Consider the following 17,949-nt stretch of genomic DNA (forward strand, 5'->3'; position numbering starts at 1 on the left):
TAGAAGAATCCCGACGGCGAGCTATCCCTTGTGGAGCTTGCCGTCAGCGCCTGACGGGGGCGGTCTCGTCGGGCGGCGCCGACCACGCATCGGTCACCCATGGTGAACAAGCTGGGGAATACAGATGGCTTACTCATACACTGAGAAAAAACGCATCCGCAAGGATTTCGGCAAACTGCCCCAAGTGATGGATGTGCCCTACCTGCTGGCGATCCAGCTTGATTCCTACTACGACTTCCTCCAGCAGGACCGCTCGCCCGAGGAGCGCCTCGAGGTGGGGCTGCACGCGGCGTTCAAGTCCGTGTTCCCGATCGAGAGCTTCTCCGGCAACGCCGCGCTCGAGTACGTCAGCTATCGCTTCGGCACCCCGGCATTCGACGTCAAGGAGTGCCAGCTGCGCGGTGTGACCTACTCCGCGCCCCTGCGAGTCAAGGTTCGCTTGATCATCTATGATCGCGACTCCTCGAACAAGGCCATCAAGGACATCAAGGAGCAGGAAGTCTACATGGGGGAGATCCCCCTGATGACCGAGAACGGCACCTTCGTGGTCAACGGCACCGAGCGCGTTATCGTCTCCCAGCTGCACCGTTCACCGGGCGTGTTCTTCGACCATGACAAGGGCAAGAGCCACTCCTCCGGCAAACTGCTCTACTCTGCTCGCGTGATTCCTTATCGCGGCTCCTGGCTCGACTTCGAGTTCGATCCCAAGGACAACGTCTTCGTGCGTATCGACCGTCGCCGCAAGCTGCCGGCCACGGTGCTGTTGCGTGCACTGGGCATGAGCGCCGAAGAGATCCTCGACGAGTTCTTCGACACCAGCACCTTCCACATCGAGAAGAGCGGTTTCTCCGTGGAGCTGGTGCCGTCGCGCCTGCGCGGCGAGACCGCGACCTTCGACATCAAGGATGCCGACGGCAACCTGATCGTCGAGGAAGGTCGCCGCATCACCCAGAAGCATATCCGCCAACTGGAGAAGGTCGGCCTCGAGCGTCTCGAGGTGCCGATGGATTATCTGTTCGGCAAGACCCTGGCCAAGGATCAGGTCGATGCCAGCACCGGTGAGCTGATCTGTCCCTGCAACAGCGTAATCACTCCCGAATTGCTGGAGAAGATCGGTCAGGCCGGGATCACCAAGCTCGAGACCCTCTATACCAACGATCTCGATTGCGGCCCGTTCGTCTCCGAGACGTTGCGCCTGGATACCACCGGCTCCCAGCTCGAGGCGCTGGTCGAAATCTATCGCATGATGCGTCCCGGCGAGCCGCCGACCAAGGAAGCGGCCGAGACGCTGTTCCACAACCTGTTCTTCACCGAAGACCGCTACGACCTGTCCGGCGTCGGTCGCATGAAGTTCAACCGTCGCCTGCGCCGCGAAGGCGATACCGGCTCCGGGGTGCTCGACAACCGTGACATCCTCGATGTGCTCAAGGAGCTGATCTATATCCGCAACGGCTTCGGCGAAGTCGACGATATCGATCACCTGGGCAACCGTCGCATCCGCTGCGTCGGTGAGATGGCCGAAAACCAGTTCCGCGTCGGCCTGGTGCGCGTCGAGCGCGCGGTCAAGGAACGCCTCTCGATGGCTGAGAGCGAAGGCCTGATGCCGCAGGACCTGATCAACGCCAAGCCCGTTGCCGCGGCGGTCAAGGAGTTCTTCGGTTCGAGCCAGCTCTCCCAGTTCATGGACCAGAACAATCCGCTCTCCGAGGTCACCCACAAGCGCCGCGTCTCCGCGCTTGGTCCGGGCGGCTTGACCCGCGAGCGTGCCGGTTTCGAAGTGCGCGACGTTCACGCCACGCACTATGGTCGCCTGTGTCCAATCGAGACGCCGGAAGGTCCGAACATTGGCCTGATCAATTCGCTGGCCACCTACAGCCACACCAACAGCTATGGCTTCCTCGAGACGCCGTACCGCAAGGTGGTGGATCGCCAGGTGACCGACGAGGTAGTGCACCTCTCGGCGATCGAGGAGGGCGACTTCGTCATCGCCCAGGCCTCGGCCACCGTGGATGAGTCCAACAAACTGGTCGACGACCTGGTGCAGGTGCGCCACAAGGGCGAAACCACTTTCATGCGTCCCGAGCAGGTGACGCTGATGGACGTCTCCCCACGCCAGGTGGTATCCGTGGCGGCGGCGTTGATCCCGTTCCTCGAGCACGACGACGCCAACCGCGCTCTGATGGGCTCGAACATGCAGCGTCAGGCGGTGCCCACCCTGCGTGCCGAGAAGCCGCTCGTCGGTACCGGTATGGAGCGCTTCGTTGCGCGCGACTCCGGTGTGTGCGCGGTGGCCCGTCGTGGCGGCGTAATCGACTCGGTCGACGCCAAGCGCATTGTCGTACGCATCAATGAGGATGAGATCATCGGCGGCGAAGCCGGCGTTGATATCTACAACCTCACCAAGTACGTGCGTTCCAACCAGAACACCTGCATGAACCAGCGCCCCATCGTGCGCCCCGGCGACGTGGTGGCGCGCGGTGACATCCTGGCCGACGGTCCCTCCGTCGACATGGGCGATCTGGCCTTGGGTCAGAACATGCGCATCGCCTTCATGCCCTGGAACGGCTACAACTTCGAGGACTCGATCCTGCTCTCGGAGCGCGTGGTGCAGGAGGATCGCTTCACCACCATCCACATCCAGGAGCTGACCTGCGTCTCTCGCGACACCAAATTGGGGCCGGAGGAGATCACCTCCGATATTCCCAACGTCGGCGAATCGGCGCTCTCCAAGCTCGATGAGGCCGGCGTGGTCTACATTGGCGCCGAAGTGGGCCCGGGCGACATTCTGGTGGGTAAGGTCACGCCCAAGGGCGAGACCCAACTGACGCCGGAAGAGAAGCTGCTGCGGGCAATCTTTGGCGAGAAAGCCTCCGACGTGAAGGATACCTCGCTGCGTGCGCCGACCGGGATGAAGGGTACGGTCATCGATGTTCAGGTCTTCACCCGCGACGGCGTGGAGAAGGATTCCCGAGCGCTTGCCATCGAGCAGATGCAGCTCGACGAGGTGCGCAAGGACCTGCAGGAGACCTACCGCATCGCCGAGGATGCCACCTTCGAGCGCCTCAAGCGCACGCTTGGCGGCCAACCGGTCAATGGAGGCCCCAAGCTGAAGAAGGGCGACCTGCTCTCCGACAGCTATCTCGAGGAGTTGCCGCGTCAGCAGTGGTTCAAGCTGCGCCTGCAGGACGAGTCGCTCAACGAACTGCTGGCCCAGGCCGACGAGCAGCTGGAGAACCGTCGCAAGGAGATGGAGGAGCGTTTCGAGGACAAGAAGCGCAAGCTGACCCAGGGCGACGACCTGGCGCCGGGCGTGCTCAAGATCGTCAAGGTCTACATGGCAGTCAAGCGCCGCATTCAGCCGGGCGACAAGATGGCCGGCCGCCACGGTAACAAGGGCGTCATCTCGGCGATCATGCCGGTAGAGGACATGCCTTTCGACGATAACGGTGTGCCGGTGGACATCGTCCTGAACCCGCTGGGCGTGCCGTCGCGGATGAACGTAGGCCAGATCCTCGAGACCCACCTGGGACTGGCGGCCCAAGGGCTCGGTGTCAAGATCGATGCACTACTACGCGATGCCCGCAGCCAGCAGGTGGCCGAGATCCGTGAATTCCTGGGGCAGGTCTACAACACCACGACGGGAACGCGGGTAGAAGATCTCGACTCGCTCTCCGACGACGAGATCATCGCCCTGGCCAAGAACCTGCGTGGTGGCGTACCGATGGCATCGCCGGTGTTCGACGGTGCCGCCGAGAACGAGATCAAGCATCTGCTGCGCCTGGCCGATCTGCCGGATTCCGGCCAGATGGCCCTGTACGACGGGCGCACCGGTGACGCCTTCGATCGCCCGGTGACGGTGGGCTACATGTACATGCTCAAGCTCAACCACCTGGTGGACGACAAGATGCACGCCCGTTCCACTGGCTCCTACTCGCTCGTTACCCAGCAACCGTTGGGCGGTAAGGCGCAGTTCGGCGGCCAGCGTTTCGGTGAGATGGAGGTGTGGGCGCTGGAAGCCTACGGCGCTGCCTACACCCTCCAGGAGATGCTCACGGTGAAGTCCGACGACGTGGAAGGTCGCACCAAGATGTACAAGAGCATTGTCGACGGCGACCACACCATGCATGCCGGCATGCCGGAGTCCTTCAACGTACTGGTGAAGGAAATCCGTTCGCTGGGCATCGATATCGAGTTAGAGAGCTAGGAGCCGACTCCATGAAAGATTTGGTGAAAGTCCTCAAATCGCAGTCACAGTCCGAAGAGTTCGACGCGATCAAGATCTCGCTCGCCTCCCCGGACATGATTCGCTCCTGGTCCTACGGCGAGGTCAAGAAGCCCGAGACCATCAACTACCGCACCTTCAAGCCGGAGCGGGACGGGTTGTTCTGCGCCAAGATCTTCGGGCCGGTGAAGGATTACGAGTGCCTGTGCGGCAAGTACAAGCGCATGAAGCACCGCGGCATCATCTGCGAGAAGTGCGGCGTCGAGGTGACCAAGGCCGCCGTTCGCCGCGAGCGCATGGGCCACATCGAGCTTGCAAGCCCGGTGGCCCACATCTGGTTCCTCAAGTCGCTGCCGTCGCGCATCGGCATGTTCCTCGACATGACCCTGCGCGACATCGAGCGGGTGCTCTACTTCGAGAGCTTCGTGGTCATCGACCCGGGCATGACCACGCTCGAGCGCGGCCAGTTGCTCAATGACGAGCAGTACTTCGAAGCGCTCGAGGAGTTCGGCGACGACTTTGATGCCCGCATGGGCGCCGAGGCGATCCAGGCGCTGCTCAAGGACATCGACCTCTCCGAGGAGGTCGATCGCCTGCGCGAGGAGATCCCTCAGACCAACTCCGAGACCAAGATCAAGAAGCTCTCCAAGCGGCTCAAGCTGCTCGAGGCCTTCCTCAACTCCGGCAACGATCCGGCGTGGATGGTGATGGAGGTGTTGCCGGTGCTGCCGCCGGACCTGCGTCCGCTGGTGCCGCTGGACGGCGGCCGTTTCGCCACTTCCGACCTCAACGACCTGTACCGTCGGGTGATCAACCGCAACAACCGCCTGAAACGCCTGCTCGACCTCAATGCGCCGGACATCATTGTGCGCAACGAGAAGCGCATGCTGCAGGAAGCGGTCGATGCGCTGCTCGACAACGGTCGTCGCGGTCGTGCCATTACCGGCTCCAACAAGCGTCCGCTGAAGTCACTGGCCGACATGATCAAGGGCAAGCAGGGGCGTTTCCGTCAGAACCTGCTGGGCAAGCGCGTCGACTACTCCGGCCGCTCGGTCATTACCGTCGGTCCGACCCTGCGTCTGCACCAGTGCGGCCTGCCCAAGAAGATGGCGCTCGAGCTGTTCAAGCCGTTCATCTACTCCAAGCTGCAGTCGCTGGGCTATGCGTCCACGATCAAGGCGGCGAAGAAGATGGTCGAGCGTGAGCTGCCCGAGGTGTGGGACATCCTTGCCGACGTCATCCGCGAACACCCGGTACTGCTCAACCGTGCACCGACCCTGCACCGCCTGGGCATCCAGGCGTTCGAGCCGCTGCTGATCGAAGGCAAGGCGATTCAGCTGCACCCGCTGGTGTGTGCCGCCTACAACGCCGACTTCGACGGCGACCAGATGGCGGTACACGTGCCGCTGACGCTGGAAGCCCAGCTCGAGGCGCGGGCGCTGATGATGGCCACCAACAACGTGCTGTCGCCGGCCAACGGTGATCCGATCATCGTGCCGTCCCAGGACGTGGTGCTGGGCCTCTATTACATGACTCGCGAGAAGATCAACGCCAAGGGCGAGGGCATGGTCTTCTCCGGTCTCAATGAGGTCGAGCGTGCCTTCGGCAGCCAGAACGTGTCGCTGCACGCCCGCGTCAAGGTGCGCCTCACCGAGGTGCTGGCCGACGAAGAGACCGGTGAGCTGAGCACGACTCGCACCATCTATGACACCACCGTGGGTCGTGCGCTGCTGTTTCGCATCCTGCCCGACGGCGTGCCCTTCGAGCTGGTCGACCAGCCGATGAAGAAAAAGGCGATCTCGAAGCTTCTCAACGAGGTGTATCGTCGTGCCGGTCTCAAGCCGACCGTGATCTTTGCCGACCAACTGATGTACACCGGTTTCCGCATGGCGACCTGGTCGGGTGCTTCCATCGGCGTCAACGACTTCGTCATCCCGGAGGCCAAGACCGAGATCGTCGAGGCGGCCGAGGCCGAGGTCAAGGAGATCGAGGATCAGTTCTCCTCCGGCCTCGTCACCGCCGGCGAGAAGTACAACAAGGTCATCGACATCTGGTCCAAGGCCAACGACAAGGTGGCCAAGGCGATGATGGCGGGCATCTCCAAGGAGACCGTGGTCGATCGCGACGGCAACGAGGTGGAGCAGGACTCGTTCAACAGCGTGTTCATCATGGCCGACTCCGGGGCCCGGGGTAGCGCCGCCCAGATCCGTCAGCTGGCGGGCATGCGAGGCCTGATGGCCAAACCGGACGGCTCGATCATCGAGACGCCGATCGTGGCCAACTTCCGTGAGGGCCTCAACGTACTTCAGTACTTCATCTCGACCCACGGTGCGCGAAAAGGTCTGGCCGATACGGCACTCAAGACCGCCAACTCCGGTTACCTGACCCGTCGCCTGGTCGACGTGGCCCAGGACATGGTGATTACCGAGCCTGACTGCGGCACCGAGCAGGGCCTGACGCTGCACCCGGTCATCGAAGGCGGTGACATCATCGTCTCTCTGGCCCAGCGCGTGTTGGGCCGCGTGGTGGCCCAGGACGTCATCGATCCGAGCTCCGAGGAGGTGCTGATCGAGAAGGGTACGCTGCTCGACGAGGCGTGGTGTGAGCGTCTCGATACCATGGGTGTCGACGAGATCGTGGTGCGTAGCGCCATCGCCTGTGAATCGACTCACGGCGTCTGCTCGACCTGTTACGGTCGCGATTTGGCGCGTGGGCACCAGGTCAACATCGGCGAGGCGGTCGGTGTTATCGCTGCTCAGTCGATCGGTGAGCCGGGTACCCAGTTGACCATGCGGACCTTCCACATCGGCGGTGCCGCGTCGCGCGCCTCGGCGGTGGACAGCGTTCAGGTCAAGCACGGCGGCAAGGTGCGCCTGCACAACATGAAGTTCGTCGAGCGCGCCGACGGCAAGCTGGTGGTGGTGTCCCGCTCCAGCGCCCTGGCGGTGGCCGACGACCATGGACGCGAGCGCGAATACTACAAGCTCCCCTACGGCGCCGAGCTGTCGATCAAGGATGGCGATGCGGTCGAGGCCGGCCAGATGGTCGCCAAGTGGGATCCGCACACCCACCCGATCATCGCCGAGGTCGAGGGCAAGGTGCAGTACGTCGACATGGTCGAAGGTGTCACCATCCACCGCAGCGTGGACGAGATGACCGGCCTGTCGTCGATCGAGGTGATCGAGTCGGCGGCGCGTCCGCAGGCGGGCCGCGACAGTCGACCGATGATCCTGCTCACTGACGAGAGCGGCGAGCCAATCAGCGTGACCGGCTCCAACACCCCGGTGCAGTACCTGCTGCCGGGCAAGTCGATCGTCTCGGTCGACAACGGCGCCAAGATCGGTATTGGCGAGATCGTCGCGAGGATTCCGGTCGAAGCTTCGGGCAACAAGGACATCACCGGTGGTCTGCCCCGCGTGGCCGACCTGTTCGAGGCGCGCAAACCGAAGGAGCCCGCCATCCTCGCCGAGGTCAGCGGTACGATCAGCTTCGGCAAGGAGACCAAGGGCAAGCGTCGCCTGACGATTACGCCGGAAGACGGCAGCGATCCGTTCGAGGCGCTGATTCCGAAGTGGCGCCAGATCGCGGTCTTCGAAGGCGAGACGGTGGAGAAGGGCGAGGTTATCTCCGACGGTCCGAGCAACCCGCACGACATCCTGCGGCTGCTGGGCGTGGCGGAGCTGGCCAAGTACATCACCGCCGAGATCCAGGAGGTCTACCGCCTGCAGGGCGTGGGCATCAACGACAAGCACATCGAAGTGATCGTGCGTCAGATGCTGCGCAAGGTGGAGATTACCGAGTCCGGCGACTCCGAGTTCATCCCTGGCGATCAGGTCGAACTGGTGCGAGTGCTCGAGGAGAATGCCCGCCTGGTACAGGCCGAGAAGTTCCCGGCCAAGTACCAGCGCGTGCTGCTGGGTATCACCAAGGCCAGCCTGGCCACCGAGTCGTTCATCTCCGCGGCCTCCTTCCAGGAGACCACGCGGGTGCTGACCGAGGCGGCGGTTACCGGCAAGCGCGATTACCTGCGTGGCCTGAAGGAGAACGTGGTGGTGGGTCGCCTGATCCCGGCGGGAACGGGGCTGGCTCATCATCAGGAGCGTCGCCGCAAGCGGGAAGATACCGAGCGTCTGCTCCATCCGTCGGCCTTCGACGTCGAGCAGGAGCTGGGTGCCCAGCTCACCGCGCTCGATTCTGACGACGACGAGCTGTAGGCGGTGCGGGGCGTCAAGGCGTGGGCCAAGCCCAATCGCTTGACGCCCCACCCCGTTAGACCTTAGAATTCGCAGCCTTTAACAGTGGGGTGGGTGCGCCCGCGCCCGCTGAAAAGGCAAGGCAACCATTGGAGTCAGCTACACAACATGGCAACGATCAATCAGCTCGTGCGCAAGCCGCGCAAGCGCCCCGCCGCCAAGAGCGACGTGCCGGCGCTACAGGCCTGCCCACAGAAGCGCGGTGTCTGCACCCGCGTCTATACCACTACCCCGAAGAAGCCGAACTCGGCCCTGCGTAAGGTCTGTCGCGTGCGTCTGACCAACGGGTTCGAAGTGTCGTCCTACATCGGCGGTGAAGGCCATAACCTTCAGGAGCACTCCGTCGTGCTGATCCGCGGCGGCCGTGTCAAGGACTTGCCGGGTGTGCGTTACCACACCGTACGCGGCGCCCTCGACACCTCCGGCGTGCAGAACCGTAAGCAGGGCCGTTCCAAGTACGGCACCAAGCGTCCCAAGTCCTGATCGGCCTCGGTACGCATCCAGAATCAATTTTGGTCTGATAAGAGTAAGGTCGGGCGTCGCGAGTTCGAAGAGAGCGTGCGGGAGTTCCGGGTTTGCCTGAAAGACCCTTCGCTAGAGGGCTTGTCATGCCTAGAAGAAGAGTAGTAGCCAAGCGCGAAATCCTGCCGGATCCCAAGTTCGGAAGCGAGCGCCTGGCCAAGTTCATGAACCACTTGATGGTCAGCGGCAAGAAGTCCACAGCTGAGCGTATCGTTTACGGTGCGCTGGACACGGTTGCCGAGCGTAGCAAGGAAGAGCCGCTGGAAATCTTCGATCGCGCGCTGGAAGCCATCCAGCCGATGGTCGAGGTCAAGTCCCGCCGCGTCGGCGGTGCGACCTATCAGGTGCCGGTAGAGGTTCGCCCCTCGCGCCGCCAGGCGCTAGCCATGCGCTGGCTGGTGGATGCGGCACGCAAGCGCGGTGAGAAGACCATGGTGCAGCGTCTCGCTGGCGAGATGCTCGATGCCGCCGAAGGCAAGGGTTCTGCGGTCAAGAAGCGTGAAGACGTGCATCGCATGGCTGAGGCCAACAAGGCGTTCTCGCACTACCGCTTCTAAGTGCAGCGCTTCTAAACGCATCGCCAATCAACGGGGAGTTCCACCGTGGCTCGCAAGACTCCACTCAACCGCTATCGTAATATCGGCATCGTCGCCCACGTCGATGCCGGCAAGACCACCACGACCGAGCGTGTCCTGTTCTACACCGGTCTCTCCCACAAGGTGGGCGAGGTTCATGATGGCGCGGCCACCATGGACTGGATGGAGCAGGAGCAGGAGCGTGGCATCACCATCACCTCCGCGGCGACCACCTGCTTCTGGCAGGGCATGAACAAGCAGTTCGATGAGCATCGCATCAACATCATCGATACGCCCGGACACGTCGATTTCACCATCGAGGTGGAGCGCTCGCTGCGCGTGCTCGACGGTGCCGTGGTGGTGCTGTGCGGCTCCTCCGGCGTACAGCCGCAGACCGAGACCGTCTGGCGTCAGGCCAACAAGTACGAAGTGCCGCGCATGGTGTTCGTAAACAAGATGGATCGCACCGGTGCCGACTTCTTCATGGTCGTCGATCAGCTCAAGAAGCGCTTGAATGCCAATGCCGTGCCGATCCAGATCAACTGGGGCACCGAGGAGGAGTTCAAGGGCGTCATCGACCTGATCCAGATGAAGGCTATCCTGTGGGATGAGGAGAGCCTGGGCATGAACTACGAGCTGGTCGATATCCCGGCCGAGCTCCAGGAGACTGCCGAGGAGTACCGCGAGCAGATGGTCGAAGCCGCTGCCGAGGCCTCCGAAGAGCTGATGGACAAGTACCTCGAAGAGGGCGAGCTTTCCATCGAGGAGATCAAGTCCGGCTTGCGTCGTCGTACGCTCGACAACGAGATCGTGCTGGTCACCTGTGGTTCGGCGTTCAAGAACAAGGGCGTGCAGGCCGTGCTCGACGGTGTCATCGAGTACATGCCGTCACCCACCGAGGTCAAGGCCATCGAGGGTGAGCTGGACGACCGGGATGGTACCGTCGCGACTCGCGAGGCGGACGACAGCGCCCCCTTCGCTGCGCTGGCGTTCAAGATCGCCACCGACCCCTTCGTCGGCACGCTGACCTTCATTCGCGTCTACTCCGGCGTTCTCAACTCCGGTGACAGCGTCTACAACTCGGTCAAGCAGAAGAAGGAGCGCGTGGGTCGTATCGTGCAGATGCACGCCAACTCGCGTGAAGAGATCAAGGAAGTGCGGGCCGGCGACATCGCCGCCTGTATCGGCCTGAAGGACGTCACTACCGGTGATACCCTGTGCGATCTGGAGAACAAGATCGTTCTCGAGCGCATGGAGTTCCCGGATCCGGTCATCTCCGTGGCCGTGGAGCCGAAATCCAAGGCCGACCAGGAGAAGATGGGCGTAGCGCTGGGCAAGCTGGCCCAGGAGGATCCGTCGTTCCAAGTGAGGACCGACGAAGAGACCGGCCAGACCATCATCTCCGGCATGGGCGAGTTGCACCTCGACATCATCGTCGACCGCATGCGTCGCGAGTTCAAGGTCGAAGCCAACATCGGCAAGCCGCAGGTGGCCTACCGCGAAACCATTCGTGGCAAGGTCGAGCAGGAAGGCAAGTTCGTGCGTCAGTCCGGCGGTCGTGGCCAGTACGGCCATGTCTGGCTGCGCATCGAGCCGCTCACCGAGGCGGACAAGGGCGAAGACGAAGACATGCACTTCAAGTTCGCTTCCGAGATCGTCGGCGGTGTGGTACCCAAGGAGTACGTGGGTGCCGTCGAGAAAGGGGCCTATGAGCAGCTGCAGAACGGCGTCATCGCGGGTTACCCGATGATCGACGTCAAGGTCACGCTGTACGATGGTTCCTACCATGACGTGGACTCGAACGAGAACGCGTTCAAGGTCGCCTCTTCCATGGCAGTCAAGGAAGGGGCCCGCAAGGCCAAGGCCGTGCTGCTGGAGCCGGTGATGAGGGTCGAAGTCGTGACGCCCGAGGATTTCATGGGTGACGTCATGGGTGACCTGAACCGTCGCCGTGGTCTGGTGCAGGGCATGGATGATTCTTCCTCTGGCAAGATCATCCGCGCGATGGTGCCTCTGGGCGAGATGTTCGGTTATGCGACCGACCTGCGCTCCCAGACCCAGGGTCGTGCGAGCTACACCATGGAGTTCGCGAGCTACGAAGAGGCGCCCTCCAGCATCGTTGAAGCCGTCATCAACCAGAAAGGCTAACCGCTAGCAAACGTAAAGAGGTTATCGAAGTGGCTAAGGAAAAATTCGAACGTTCCAAACCGCACGTCAACGTCGGCACCATCGGTCACGTCGACCACGGCAAGACCACTCTGACTGCGGCCCTGACTCGCGTTTCTGCTGAGGTCTTCGGCGGTGAATGGCGTCAGTTCGACTCCATCGACAACGCTCCGGAAGAGCGTGAGCGTGGTATCACCATCGCTACCTCTCACGTCGAGTACCAATCCGAGCAGCGCCACTACGCGCACGTCGACTGCCCCGGGCACGCCGACTACGTCAAGAACATGATCACCGGTGCCGCCCAGATGGACGGCGCTATCCTGGTCTGTTCCGCTGCCGACGGCCCCATGCCGCAGACTCGCGAGCACATCCTGCTGTCGCGTCAGGTTGGCGTGCCTTACATCGTCGTGTTCCTGAACAAGGCCGACATGGTCGATGACGAGGAGCTGCTCGAGCTGGTCGAGATGGAAGTTCGCGAGCTTCTGAACGAGTACGACTTCCCGGGCGACGACACTCCGATCATCACCGGTTCCGCGCTGATGGCGCTGAACGGTGAGGACGAGAACGGCATGGGCACCACTGCCGTTGCCAACCTGATCAAGGCGCTGGACGATTACATCCCGGAGCCGGAGCGTGCCATCGATCAGCCGTTCCTGATGCCGATCGAGGACGTGTTCTCCATCTCCGGTCGCGGTACCGTGGTTACCGGTCGTATCGAGCGTGGCATCGTCAAGGCCGGCGAGGAAGTCGAGATCGTCGGTATCAAGGACACCACCAAGACCACCGTTACCGGTGTCGAGATGTTCCGCAAGCTGCTCGACGAAGGTCGTGCCGGTGAGAACGTCGGTGCCCTGCTGCGTGGTACCAAGCGTGACGAAGTCGAGCGTGGTCAAGTTCTGGCCAAGCCGGGTTCCATCAACCCGCACACCGTCTTCGAAGCCGAAGTCTACGTGCTGTCCAAGGAAGAGGGTGGTCGTCACACCCCGTTCTTCAAGGGCTATCGTCCGCAGTTCTACTTCCGTACCACTGACGTGACCGGTACCTGTGAACTGCCGGAAGGCGTCGAAATGGTCATGCCGGGTGACAACGTCAAGATGGTCGTCACCCTGATCGCTCCGATCGCCATGGACGAAGGTCTGCGTTTCGCCATCCGTGAAGGCGGTCGTACCGTCGGCGCCGGCGTCGTGGCCAAGATCGTTCAGTAAGCTTCAGGCTTCTGACTGATCGAAGGGGGCTCCGCGAGGAGCCCCCTTTCTGCGCACCCTGGAGGAGTGTTTGACTCTCGCCCTCGGCGTGCATATAATGCGCATCCTTTGAATGCGTGGGTAGGCGGCAGGTTGCCGTCGACTTCCATTGGAGTTTAGGGCAAATGCAGAACCAGAAGATTCGCATTCGGTTGAAGGCATTCGACCATCGCCTGATCGACCAGTCCGCCGCGGAGATCGTTGATACCGCCAAGCGGACCGGTGCGCAGGTGCGTGGTCCGATCCCGCTGCCGACGAACCGTGAGCGCTACACCGTACTGATTTCGCCGCACGTCAACAAGGATGCGCGCGATCAGTACGAGATCCGCACTCACAAGCGCGTGCTCGATATCGTCGAGCCGACCGAAAAGACTGTCGATGCCCTGATGAAGCTCGACCTCGCCGCCGGCGTGGACGTGCAGATCAAGCTCGACTAACCACACTAGACACCCGCGGCCCAGCGCTCTTTCAAACGAGTTGGAGCAGCAGCCGCCACGCCGTGATGGCGTCATACAACGTGCTAGTGGAATGCTCTGGAAAGGGCAGCCATAGCGGGTGATAGCCCCGTACACTAAAGGAGACTGAGAATGACTATCGGTTTGGTCGGTAGAAAGGCCGGTATGACCCGTGTCTTTACCGAAGATGGCGCCTCCGTGCCCGTAACCGTGATCGAGGTTGAGCCGAATCGCGTCACCAGCGTCAAGACCGTCGAGTCCGACGGCTACGCGGCGATTCAGGTCACAACCGGCTCCCGCAAGGCCAAGCATCTCACCAAGGCGCAAGCAGGTCAGTTCGCCAAGGCAGGTGTCGAGGCCGGTCGTTCGCTGATGGAGTTCCGTTTCGCCGAAGGCGATGAGGCTCCGGAAGTGGGCGGCGAACTCACCGTATCCCTCTTCGAAGCTGGTCAGATGGTCGATGTGACCGGCACCTCCAAGGGCAAGGGCTTCCAGGGCGCCGTCAAGCGCTGGAACTTCCGTACCCAGGACGCCACCCACGGCAACTCTCTGTCGCATCGTGCGCCGGGTTCCATCGGTATGTGTCAGACCCCGGGACGCGTGTTCAAGGGCAAGAAGATGGCCGGTCAGATGGGCAATGTCCGCTGTACCGTCCAGAGCCTTGAAGTCGTGCGGGTCGATGCCGAGCGCAACCTGCTGCTGATCAAGGGCGCCGTGCCTGGTGCTACTGGCAGCGACGTCATCGTTCGTAGCGCCGTCAAAGCTGGCTGAAGGGGATAGAACCGATGAATCTGAATCTTGCTGCAGGCGCGGGTACTGTCGAAGTCGCCGACGCCACCTTTGGCAAAGAATTCAACGAGGCGCTGGTTCACCAGGTCGTCACCGCCTATCTGGCTGGTGGTCGTCAGGGTACCCGTGCCCAGAAGAACCGTTCCGACGTGCGTGGTGGCGGCAAGAAGCCGTGGCGCCAGAAGGGTACCGGTCGCGCACGCGCCGGGACCATTCGCTCGCCCCTGTGGCGTAGCGGTGGCGTGACCTTCGCGGCGCGTCCGCAGGATCACTCGCAGAAGGTCAACCGCAAGATGTACCGCGCAGCAATGCGCTCCATCCTGTCCGAGCTGGTGCGTCAGGAGCGCCTGGTCGCCATCGACGAGTTCACCGTCGATGCACCCAAGACCAAGCAGCTGGTCGCCAAGCTCAGCGAGCTGGGCCTGGAGAAGGCGCTGATCGTCACCGAAGAGGTCGACGAGAAGCTCTATCTGGCCGCTCGCAACATCCCCAACGTGGATGTGGTGGATGTGGCTGCCGCCGATCCGGTGAGCCTGATCGCCTTCGACAAGGTGCTGGTCACCGTCTCTGCTCTGCGTAAATTCGAGGAGAAGCTGGCATGAACCAGGAGCGCGTATTCAAGGTTCTGCTTGGTCCGCACGTGACCGAGAAGGCCGCTTTCGCCGCCGAGCGCAACCAGTATGTGTTCAAGGTGGCCAGCGACGCGACCAAGCCGGAAATCAAGCAGGCCGTGCAGGTGCTGTTTGGCAAGAAGGTCGATCGCGTCCAGGTGCTGAACATGAAGGGCAAGACCAAGCGCAGTGCGCACGGTCTGGGCCGCCGCCAGGGCTACCGCAAGGCCTATGTGACCCTGGCTGCTGGTGAAACGCTCGAAGACTTCACTGGCGCCGAATAAGGGCAGGAGTACGGATCATGGCAATCGTCAAGACAAAACCCACATCCGCCGGTCGTCGCCACGTCGTCAAGGTCGTCAGCGAAGGCCTGCACAAGGGCAAGCCCTACGCTCCGCTGCTCGAGAAGCAGTCGCGTAACGGCGGTCGCAACAACAACGGTCGCATCACCACCCGTCACGTGGGCGGTGGTCACCGTCAGCACTACCGGCTGATCGATTTCAAGCGCACCAAGGATGGCGTTCCCGCCGTCGTTGAGCGTCTCGAGTACGATCCCAATCGTAGCGCTCACATCGCGCTGCTGAAGTATCTGGACGGCGAGCGTCGCTACATCATCGCGCCCAAAGGCGTGAGCGTGGGTGACAAGCTCGAGTCCGGCGTGAATGCGGCGATCAAGAAGGGCAATACCCTTCCGCTGCGCAACATCCCGCTGGGTTCCACCGTTCACTGCGTCGAGCTCAAGCCCGGCAAGGGTGCGCAGATCGCTCGCAGTGCCGGTACCAGTGCTCAGTTGGTCGCTCGTGAAGGCAGCTATGCCTCCCTGCGTCTTCGCTCCGGCGAAATGCGCAAGGTGCTGGCGGACTGCCGCGCGACCCTGGGTGAAGTGGGCAACTCTGAGCACAGCCTGCGTCAACTTGGCAAGGCCGGTGCGAAGCGCTGGAGAGGCGTGCGTCCGACCGTTCGCGGTGTGGCCATGAACCCGGTGGATCACCCGCATGGTGGCGGTGAAGGCCGTACCAGCGGTGGTCGTCACCCGGTGACCCCGTGGGGCGTTCCCACCAAGGGCCACAAGACCCGTAAGAACAAGCGCACTGACGCGCTGATCGTTCGTCGCCGCAAGGCCAAGTAACAGACATTAAGGGGTAACGGCTGTGCCACGTTCACTGAAGAAAGGTCCTTTTATCGACCTTCATCTGCTGAAGAAGGTTGAGGCTGCAGTGGAGAAGAACGACCGCAAACCGATCAAGACCTGGTCGCGTCGTTCCATGATCCTGCCGAACATGGTCGGGCTCACCATTGCTGTCCATAACGGTCGCCAACACGTCCCGGTGCACGTCTCCGAGGAAATGGTTGGCCACAAGCTGGGCGAATTCGCTGCCACCCGCACCTATCGCGGTCATGCGGCGGACAAGAAAGCCAAACGGTAAGCCAGAGAGGATTGAGAGATGGAAGTCACAGCTAAGCTGCGTGGCGCTCGTTTATCCGCCCAGAAGGCCCGTTTGGTGGCTGACCAGGTGCGCGGTAAACCGGTCGCCGAGGCGCTCGACCTGCTGACCTTCTCACCGAAGAAGGCTGCCAAGCTGGTCAAGAAGGTGCTGCAGTCCGCCATCGCGAATGCGGAAGAAAACAACGGCATGGATATCGACGAGCTGCGTGTCTCGACCATCTGCGTCGATGAGGGCATGACGCTCAAGCGCATCAAGCCGCGGGCCAAGGGTCGTGCGGATCGCATCCTGAAGCGCACTTGCCACATCACCGTCAAGGTAGCCGAGAAGTAGGAGTCGACCAGATGGGTCAGAAAGTACATCCGACAGGTATTCGGCTGGGTATCGTCAAGGACCACTCCTCGGTGTGGTATGCCGAGCGCGGTGCTTATGCCGACAAGCTGAACAACGATCTCGAGGTGCGTCGCTTCCTCGAAGAGCGTCTGAAGAATGCGTCCGTGAGCCGCATCCATATCGAGCGTCCGGCCAACAACGCCCGTATCACCATTCACACCGCCCGTCCGGGTATCGTGATTGGCAAGAAGGGCGAGGACGTCGACAAGTTGCGTCGTGACGTCACCGCGATGATGGGCGTGCCCGTGCACGTCAACATCGAGGAAGTCCGTAAGCCGGAGCTGGACGCCAAGCTCGTCGCGCAGAACATTGCCGGCCAGCTCGAGCGTCGCGTCATGTTCCGTCGTGCCATGAAGCGTTCCGTGCAGAACGCCATGCGCCTGGGTGCAGGTGGTATCAAGGTGATGCTGTCAGGTCGCCTCGGTGGCGCCGAAATCGCACGTACCGAATGGTACCGCGAGGGCCGCGTGCCGCTTCACACCCTGCGTGCGGACATCGACTACGCCACCTACGAAGCAAAAACCACCTACGGCATCATCGGTGTCAAGGTTTGGGTCTTCAAGGGTGAAATCCTCGGGGGCATCGAAGAGGTCCGCGCCAAGGCCAAGCAACAGCCGCAGGCAGCGCCCTCCAAGAAGAAAGGTTCCAGGTAAGGGGAGAGCGAGTCGATGTTACAGCCCAAGCGCATGAAATTCCGCAAGATGATGAAAGGCCGCAATCGTGGCCTGGCGCATCGCGGAAGCAAGATCAGCTTCGGGGAATACGGCCTCAAGGCAACCGGTCGTGGCCGCATCACTGCGCGTCAGATCGAAGCCGGCCGTCGTGCGATCACCCGTCACGTCAAGCGTGGCGGCAAGATCTGGATCCGCGTCTTCCCCGACAAGCCGATTTCCAAGAAGCCACTCGAAGTCCGTATGGGTAAGGGCAAGGGTTCCGTCGAGTACTGGGTTGCACAGATCCAGCCGGGCCGGGTCCTGTATGAAATCGAAGGTGTGTCGGAAGAGTTGGCCCGTGAGGCCTTCACTCTCGCCGCCCAGAAGATGCCCATATCCACCACCTTTGTGAAACGGACGGTGATGTGATGAAAGCCCAGGAAATTCGTGAAAAGTCAGTCGAGCAGCTCCAGGAGCAGCTCTTCGAACTCCTCCGCGAGCAGTTCAACCTGCGCATGCAGAAGGCCACCGGCCAGCTCAGCCAGACTCATCTGCTCAAGCAGGTTCGTCGGGACATCGCCCGGGTGAAGACTGTGCTCAACGAGAAGGCAGGTGACTGAG

General features: G+C 62.0%; 16 protein-coding genes. All 16 read left to right on the forward strand.

Going from position 1 to position 17,949, the window contains the following annotated elements; genetic code table 11:
* Positions 1–124: 124 nt before the first annotated feature.
* The 16 genes from rpoB (at position 125) to rpmC (ending at position 17,948) form a co-directional block, all read left to right on the forward strand.
* Positions 125–4,204, forward strand: coding sequence for a DNA-directed RNA polymerase subunit beta (rpoB, locus tag ACRWQA_RS02235; protein ID WP_263581368.1), 4,080 nt, complete (start codon positions 125–127; stop codon positions 4,202–4,204).
* Positions 4,205–4,215: 11 nt separating this feature from the next.
* Complete coding sequence (gene rpoC, locus ACRWQA_RS02240; protein WP_263581367.1) at positions 4,216–8,436, forward strand: DNA-directed RNA polymerase subunit beta'; 4,221 nt, start codon at positions 4,216–4,218, stop codon at positions 8,434–8,436.
* A gap of 147 nt (positions 8,437–8,583) precedes the next feature.
* Complete coding sequence (rpsL, locus tag ACRWQA_RS02245) at positions 8,584–8,958, forward strand: 30S ribosomal protein S12 (RefSeq protein ID WP_010626462.1); 375 nt, start codon at positions 8,584–8,586, stop codon at positions 8,956–8,958.
* 125 nt (positions 8,959–9,083) lie between these two features.
* Positions 9,084–9,554: a 30S ribosomal protein S7 gene (gene rpsG, locus ACRWQA_RS02250; RefSeq protein ID WP_010626463.1), complete on the forward strand. Its 471-nt coding sequence runs from the start codon at positions 9,084–9,086 to the stop codon at positions 9,552–9,554.
* A gap of 45 nt (positions 9,555–9,599) precedes the next feature.
* The gene (gene fusA / locus ACRWQA_RS02255) at positions 9,600–11,720 is read left to right on the forward strand and encodes an elongation factor G (protein WP_434226928.1); all 2,121 of its coding nucleotides are present in this window, start codon (positions 9,600–9,602) and stop codon (positions 11,718–11,720) included.
* 29 nt (positions 11,721–11,749) lie between these two features.
* On the forward strand, positions 11,750–12,943 hold the full coding sequence (tuf, locus tag ACRWQA_RS02260; protein ID WP_263581365.1) for an elongation factor Tu: 1,194 nt from the start codon (positions 11,750–11,752) through the stop codon (positions 12,941–12,943).
* A 164-nt stretch (positions 12,944–13,107) separates the two neighbouring features.
* A complete protein-coding gene (gene rpsJ, locus ACRWQA_RS02265) occupies positions 13,108–13,419 on the forward strand; it encodes a 30S ribosomal protein S10 (RefSeq protein WP_010626466.1) in 312 nt (103 codons plus the stop codon).
* Between the two features lie 150 nt (positions 13,420–13,569).
* Positions 13,570–14,208, forward strand: coding sequence for a 50S ribosomal protein L3 (gene rplC / locus ACRWQA_RS02270; protein ID WP_263581364.1), 639 nt, complete (start codon positions 13,570–13,572; stop codon positions 14,206–14,208).
* Positions 14,209–14,222: 14 nt separating this feature from the next.
* Positions 14,223–14,828, forward strand: a complete 606-nt coding sequence (rplD, locus tag ACRWQA_RS02275; protein ID WP_263581363.1) for a 50S ribosomal protein L4 — start codon at positions 14,223–14,225, stop codon at positions 14,826–14,828.
* Entirely contained in the window at positions 14,825–15,121 is a 297-nt protein-coding gene (rplW, locus tag ACRWQA_RS02280; RefSeq protein WP_010626469.1) for a 50S ribosomal protein L23, read from the forward strand. Before rplD ends, rplW begins: the two co-directional genes overlap by 4 nt.
* 17 nt (positions 15,122–15,138) lie before the next feature.
* Complete coding sequence (gene rplB, locus ACRWQA_RS02285; protein WP_263581362.1) at positions 15,139–15,966, forward strand: 50S ribosomal protein L2; 828 nt, start codon at positions 15,139–15,141, stop codon at positions 15,964–15,966.
* A 22-nt stretch (positions 15,967–15,988) separates the two neighbouring features.
* Positions 15,989–16,264, forward strand: coding sequence for a 30S ribosomal protein S19 (gene rpsS, locus ACRWQA_RS02290; protein ID WP_009098993.1), 276 nt, complete (start codon positions 15,989–15,991; stop codon positions 16,262–16,264).
* 18 nt (positions 16,265–16,282) lie between these two features.
* A complete protein-coding gene (rplV, locus tag ACRWQA_RS02295) occupies positions 16,283–16,615 on the forward strand; it encodes a 50S ribosomal protein L22 (RefSeq protein ID WP_010626471.1) in 333 nt (110 codons plus the stop codon).
* 11 nt (positions 16,616–16,626) lie between these two features.
* On the forward strand, positions 16,627–17,328 hold the full coding sequence (rpsC, locus tag ACRWQA_RS02300; protein WP_167119225.1) for a 30S ribosomal protein S3: 702 nt from the start codon (positions 16,627–16,629) through the stop codon (positions 17,326–17,328).
* A 15-nt stretch (positions 17,329–17,343) separates the two neighbouring features.
* Positions 17,344–17,757: a 50S ribosomal protein L16 gene (gene rplP, locus ACRWQA_RS02305; protein WP_167119222.1), complete on the forward strand. Its 414-nt coding sequence runs from the start codon at positions 17,344–17,346 to the stop codon at positions 17,755–17,757.
* Positions 17,757–17,948 (forward strand): 50S ribosomal protein L29, encoded by a 192-nt coding sequence (gene rpmC, locus ACRWQA_RS02310; RefSeq protein WP_010626474.1) that lies wholly within the window; start codon positions 17,757–17,759, stop codon positions 17,946–17,948. Before rplP ends, rpmC begins: the two co-directional genes overlap by 1 nt.
* The last annotated feature ends 1 nt before the right edge of the window (position 17,949 follow it).

This window comes from Billgrantia sp. C5P2 (assembly GCF_051062895.2).

Excerpts from the sequence above, each read along its gene's own strand:
- rplC (WP_263581364.1), top strand. The coding sequence starts at position 13,570 with ATGACTATCGGTTTGGTCGGTAGAAAGGCCGGTATGACCCGTGTCTTT.
- rplW (WP_010626469.1), top strand. The coding sequence starts at position 14,825 with ATGAACCAGGAGCGCGTATTCAAGGTTCTGCTTGGTCCGCACGTGACC.
- rpsJ (WP_010626466.1), top strand. The coding sequence starts at position 13,108 with ATGCAGAACCAGAAGATTCGCATTCGGTTGAAGGCATTCGACCATCGC.
- rpoC (WP_263581367.1), top strand. The coding sequence starts at position 4,216 with ATGAAAGATTTGGTGAAAGTCCTCAAATCGCAGTCACAGTCCGAAGAG.
- rpoB (WP_263581368.1), top strand. The coding sequence starts at position 125 with ATGGCTTACTCATACACTGAGAAAAAACGCATCCGCAAGGATTTCGGC.
- rpsL (WP_010626462.1), top strand. The coding sequence starts at position 8,584 with ATGGCAACGATCAATCAGCTCGTGCGCAAGCCGCGCAAGCGCCCCGCC.
- rplD (WP_263581363.1), top strand. The coding sequence starts at position 14,223 with ATGAATCTGAATCTTGCTGCAGGCGCGGGTACTGTCGAAGTCGCCGAC.
- rplP (WP_167119222.1), top strand. The coding sequence starts at position 17,344 with ATGTTACAGCCCAAGCGCATGAAATTCCGCAAGATGATGAAAGGCCGC.
- rplB (WP_263581362.1), top strand. The coding sequence starts at position 15,139 with ATGGCAATCGTCAAGACAAAACCCACATCCGCCGGTCGTCGCCACGTC.
- rpmC (WP_010626474.1), top strand. The coding sequence starts at position 17,757 with ATGAAAGCCCAGGAAATTCGTGAAAAGTCAGTCGAGCAGCTCCAGGAG.
- rpsC (WP_167119225.1), top strand. The coding sequence starts at position 16,627 with ATGGGTCAGAAAGTACATCCGACAGGTATTCGGCTGGGTATCGTCAAG.
- rpsG (WP_010626463.1), top strand. The coding sequence starts at position 9,084 with ATGCCTAGAAGAAGAGTAGTAGCCAAGCGCGAAATCCTGCCGGATCCC.
- rplV (WP_010626471.1), top strand. The coding sequence starts at position 16,283 with ATGGAAGTCACAGCTAAGCTGCGTGGCGCTCGTTTATCCGCCCAGAAG.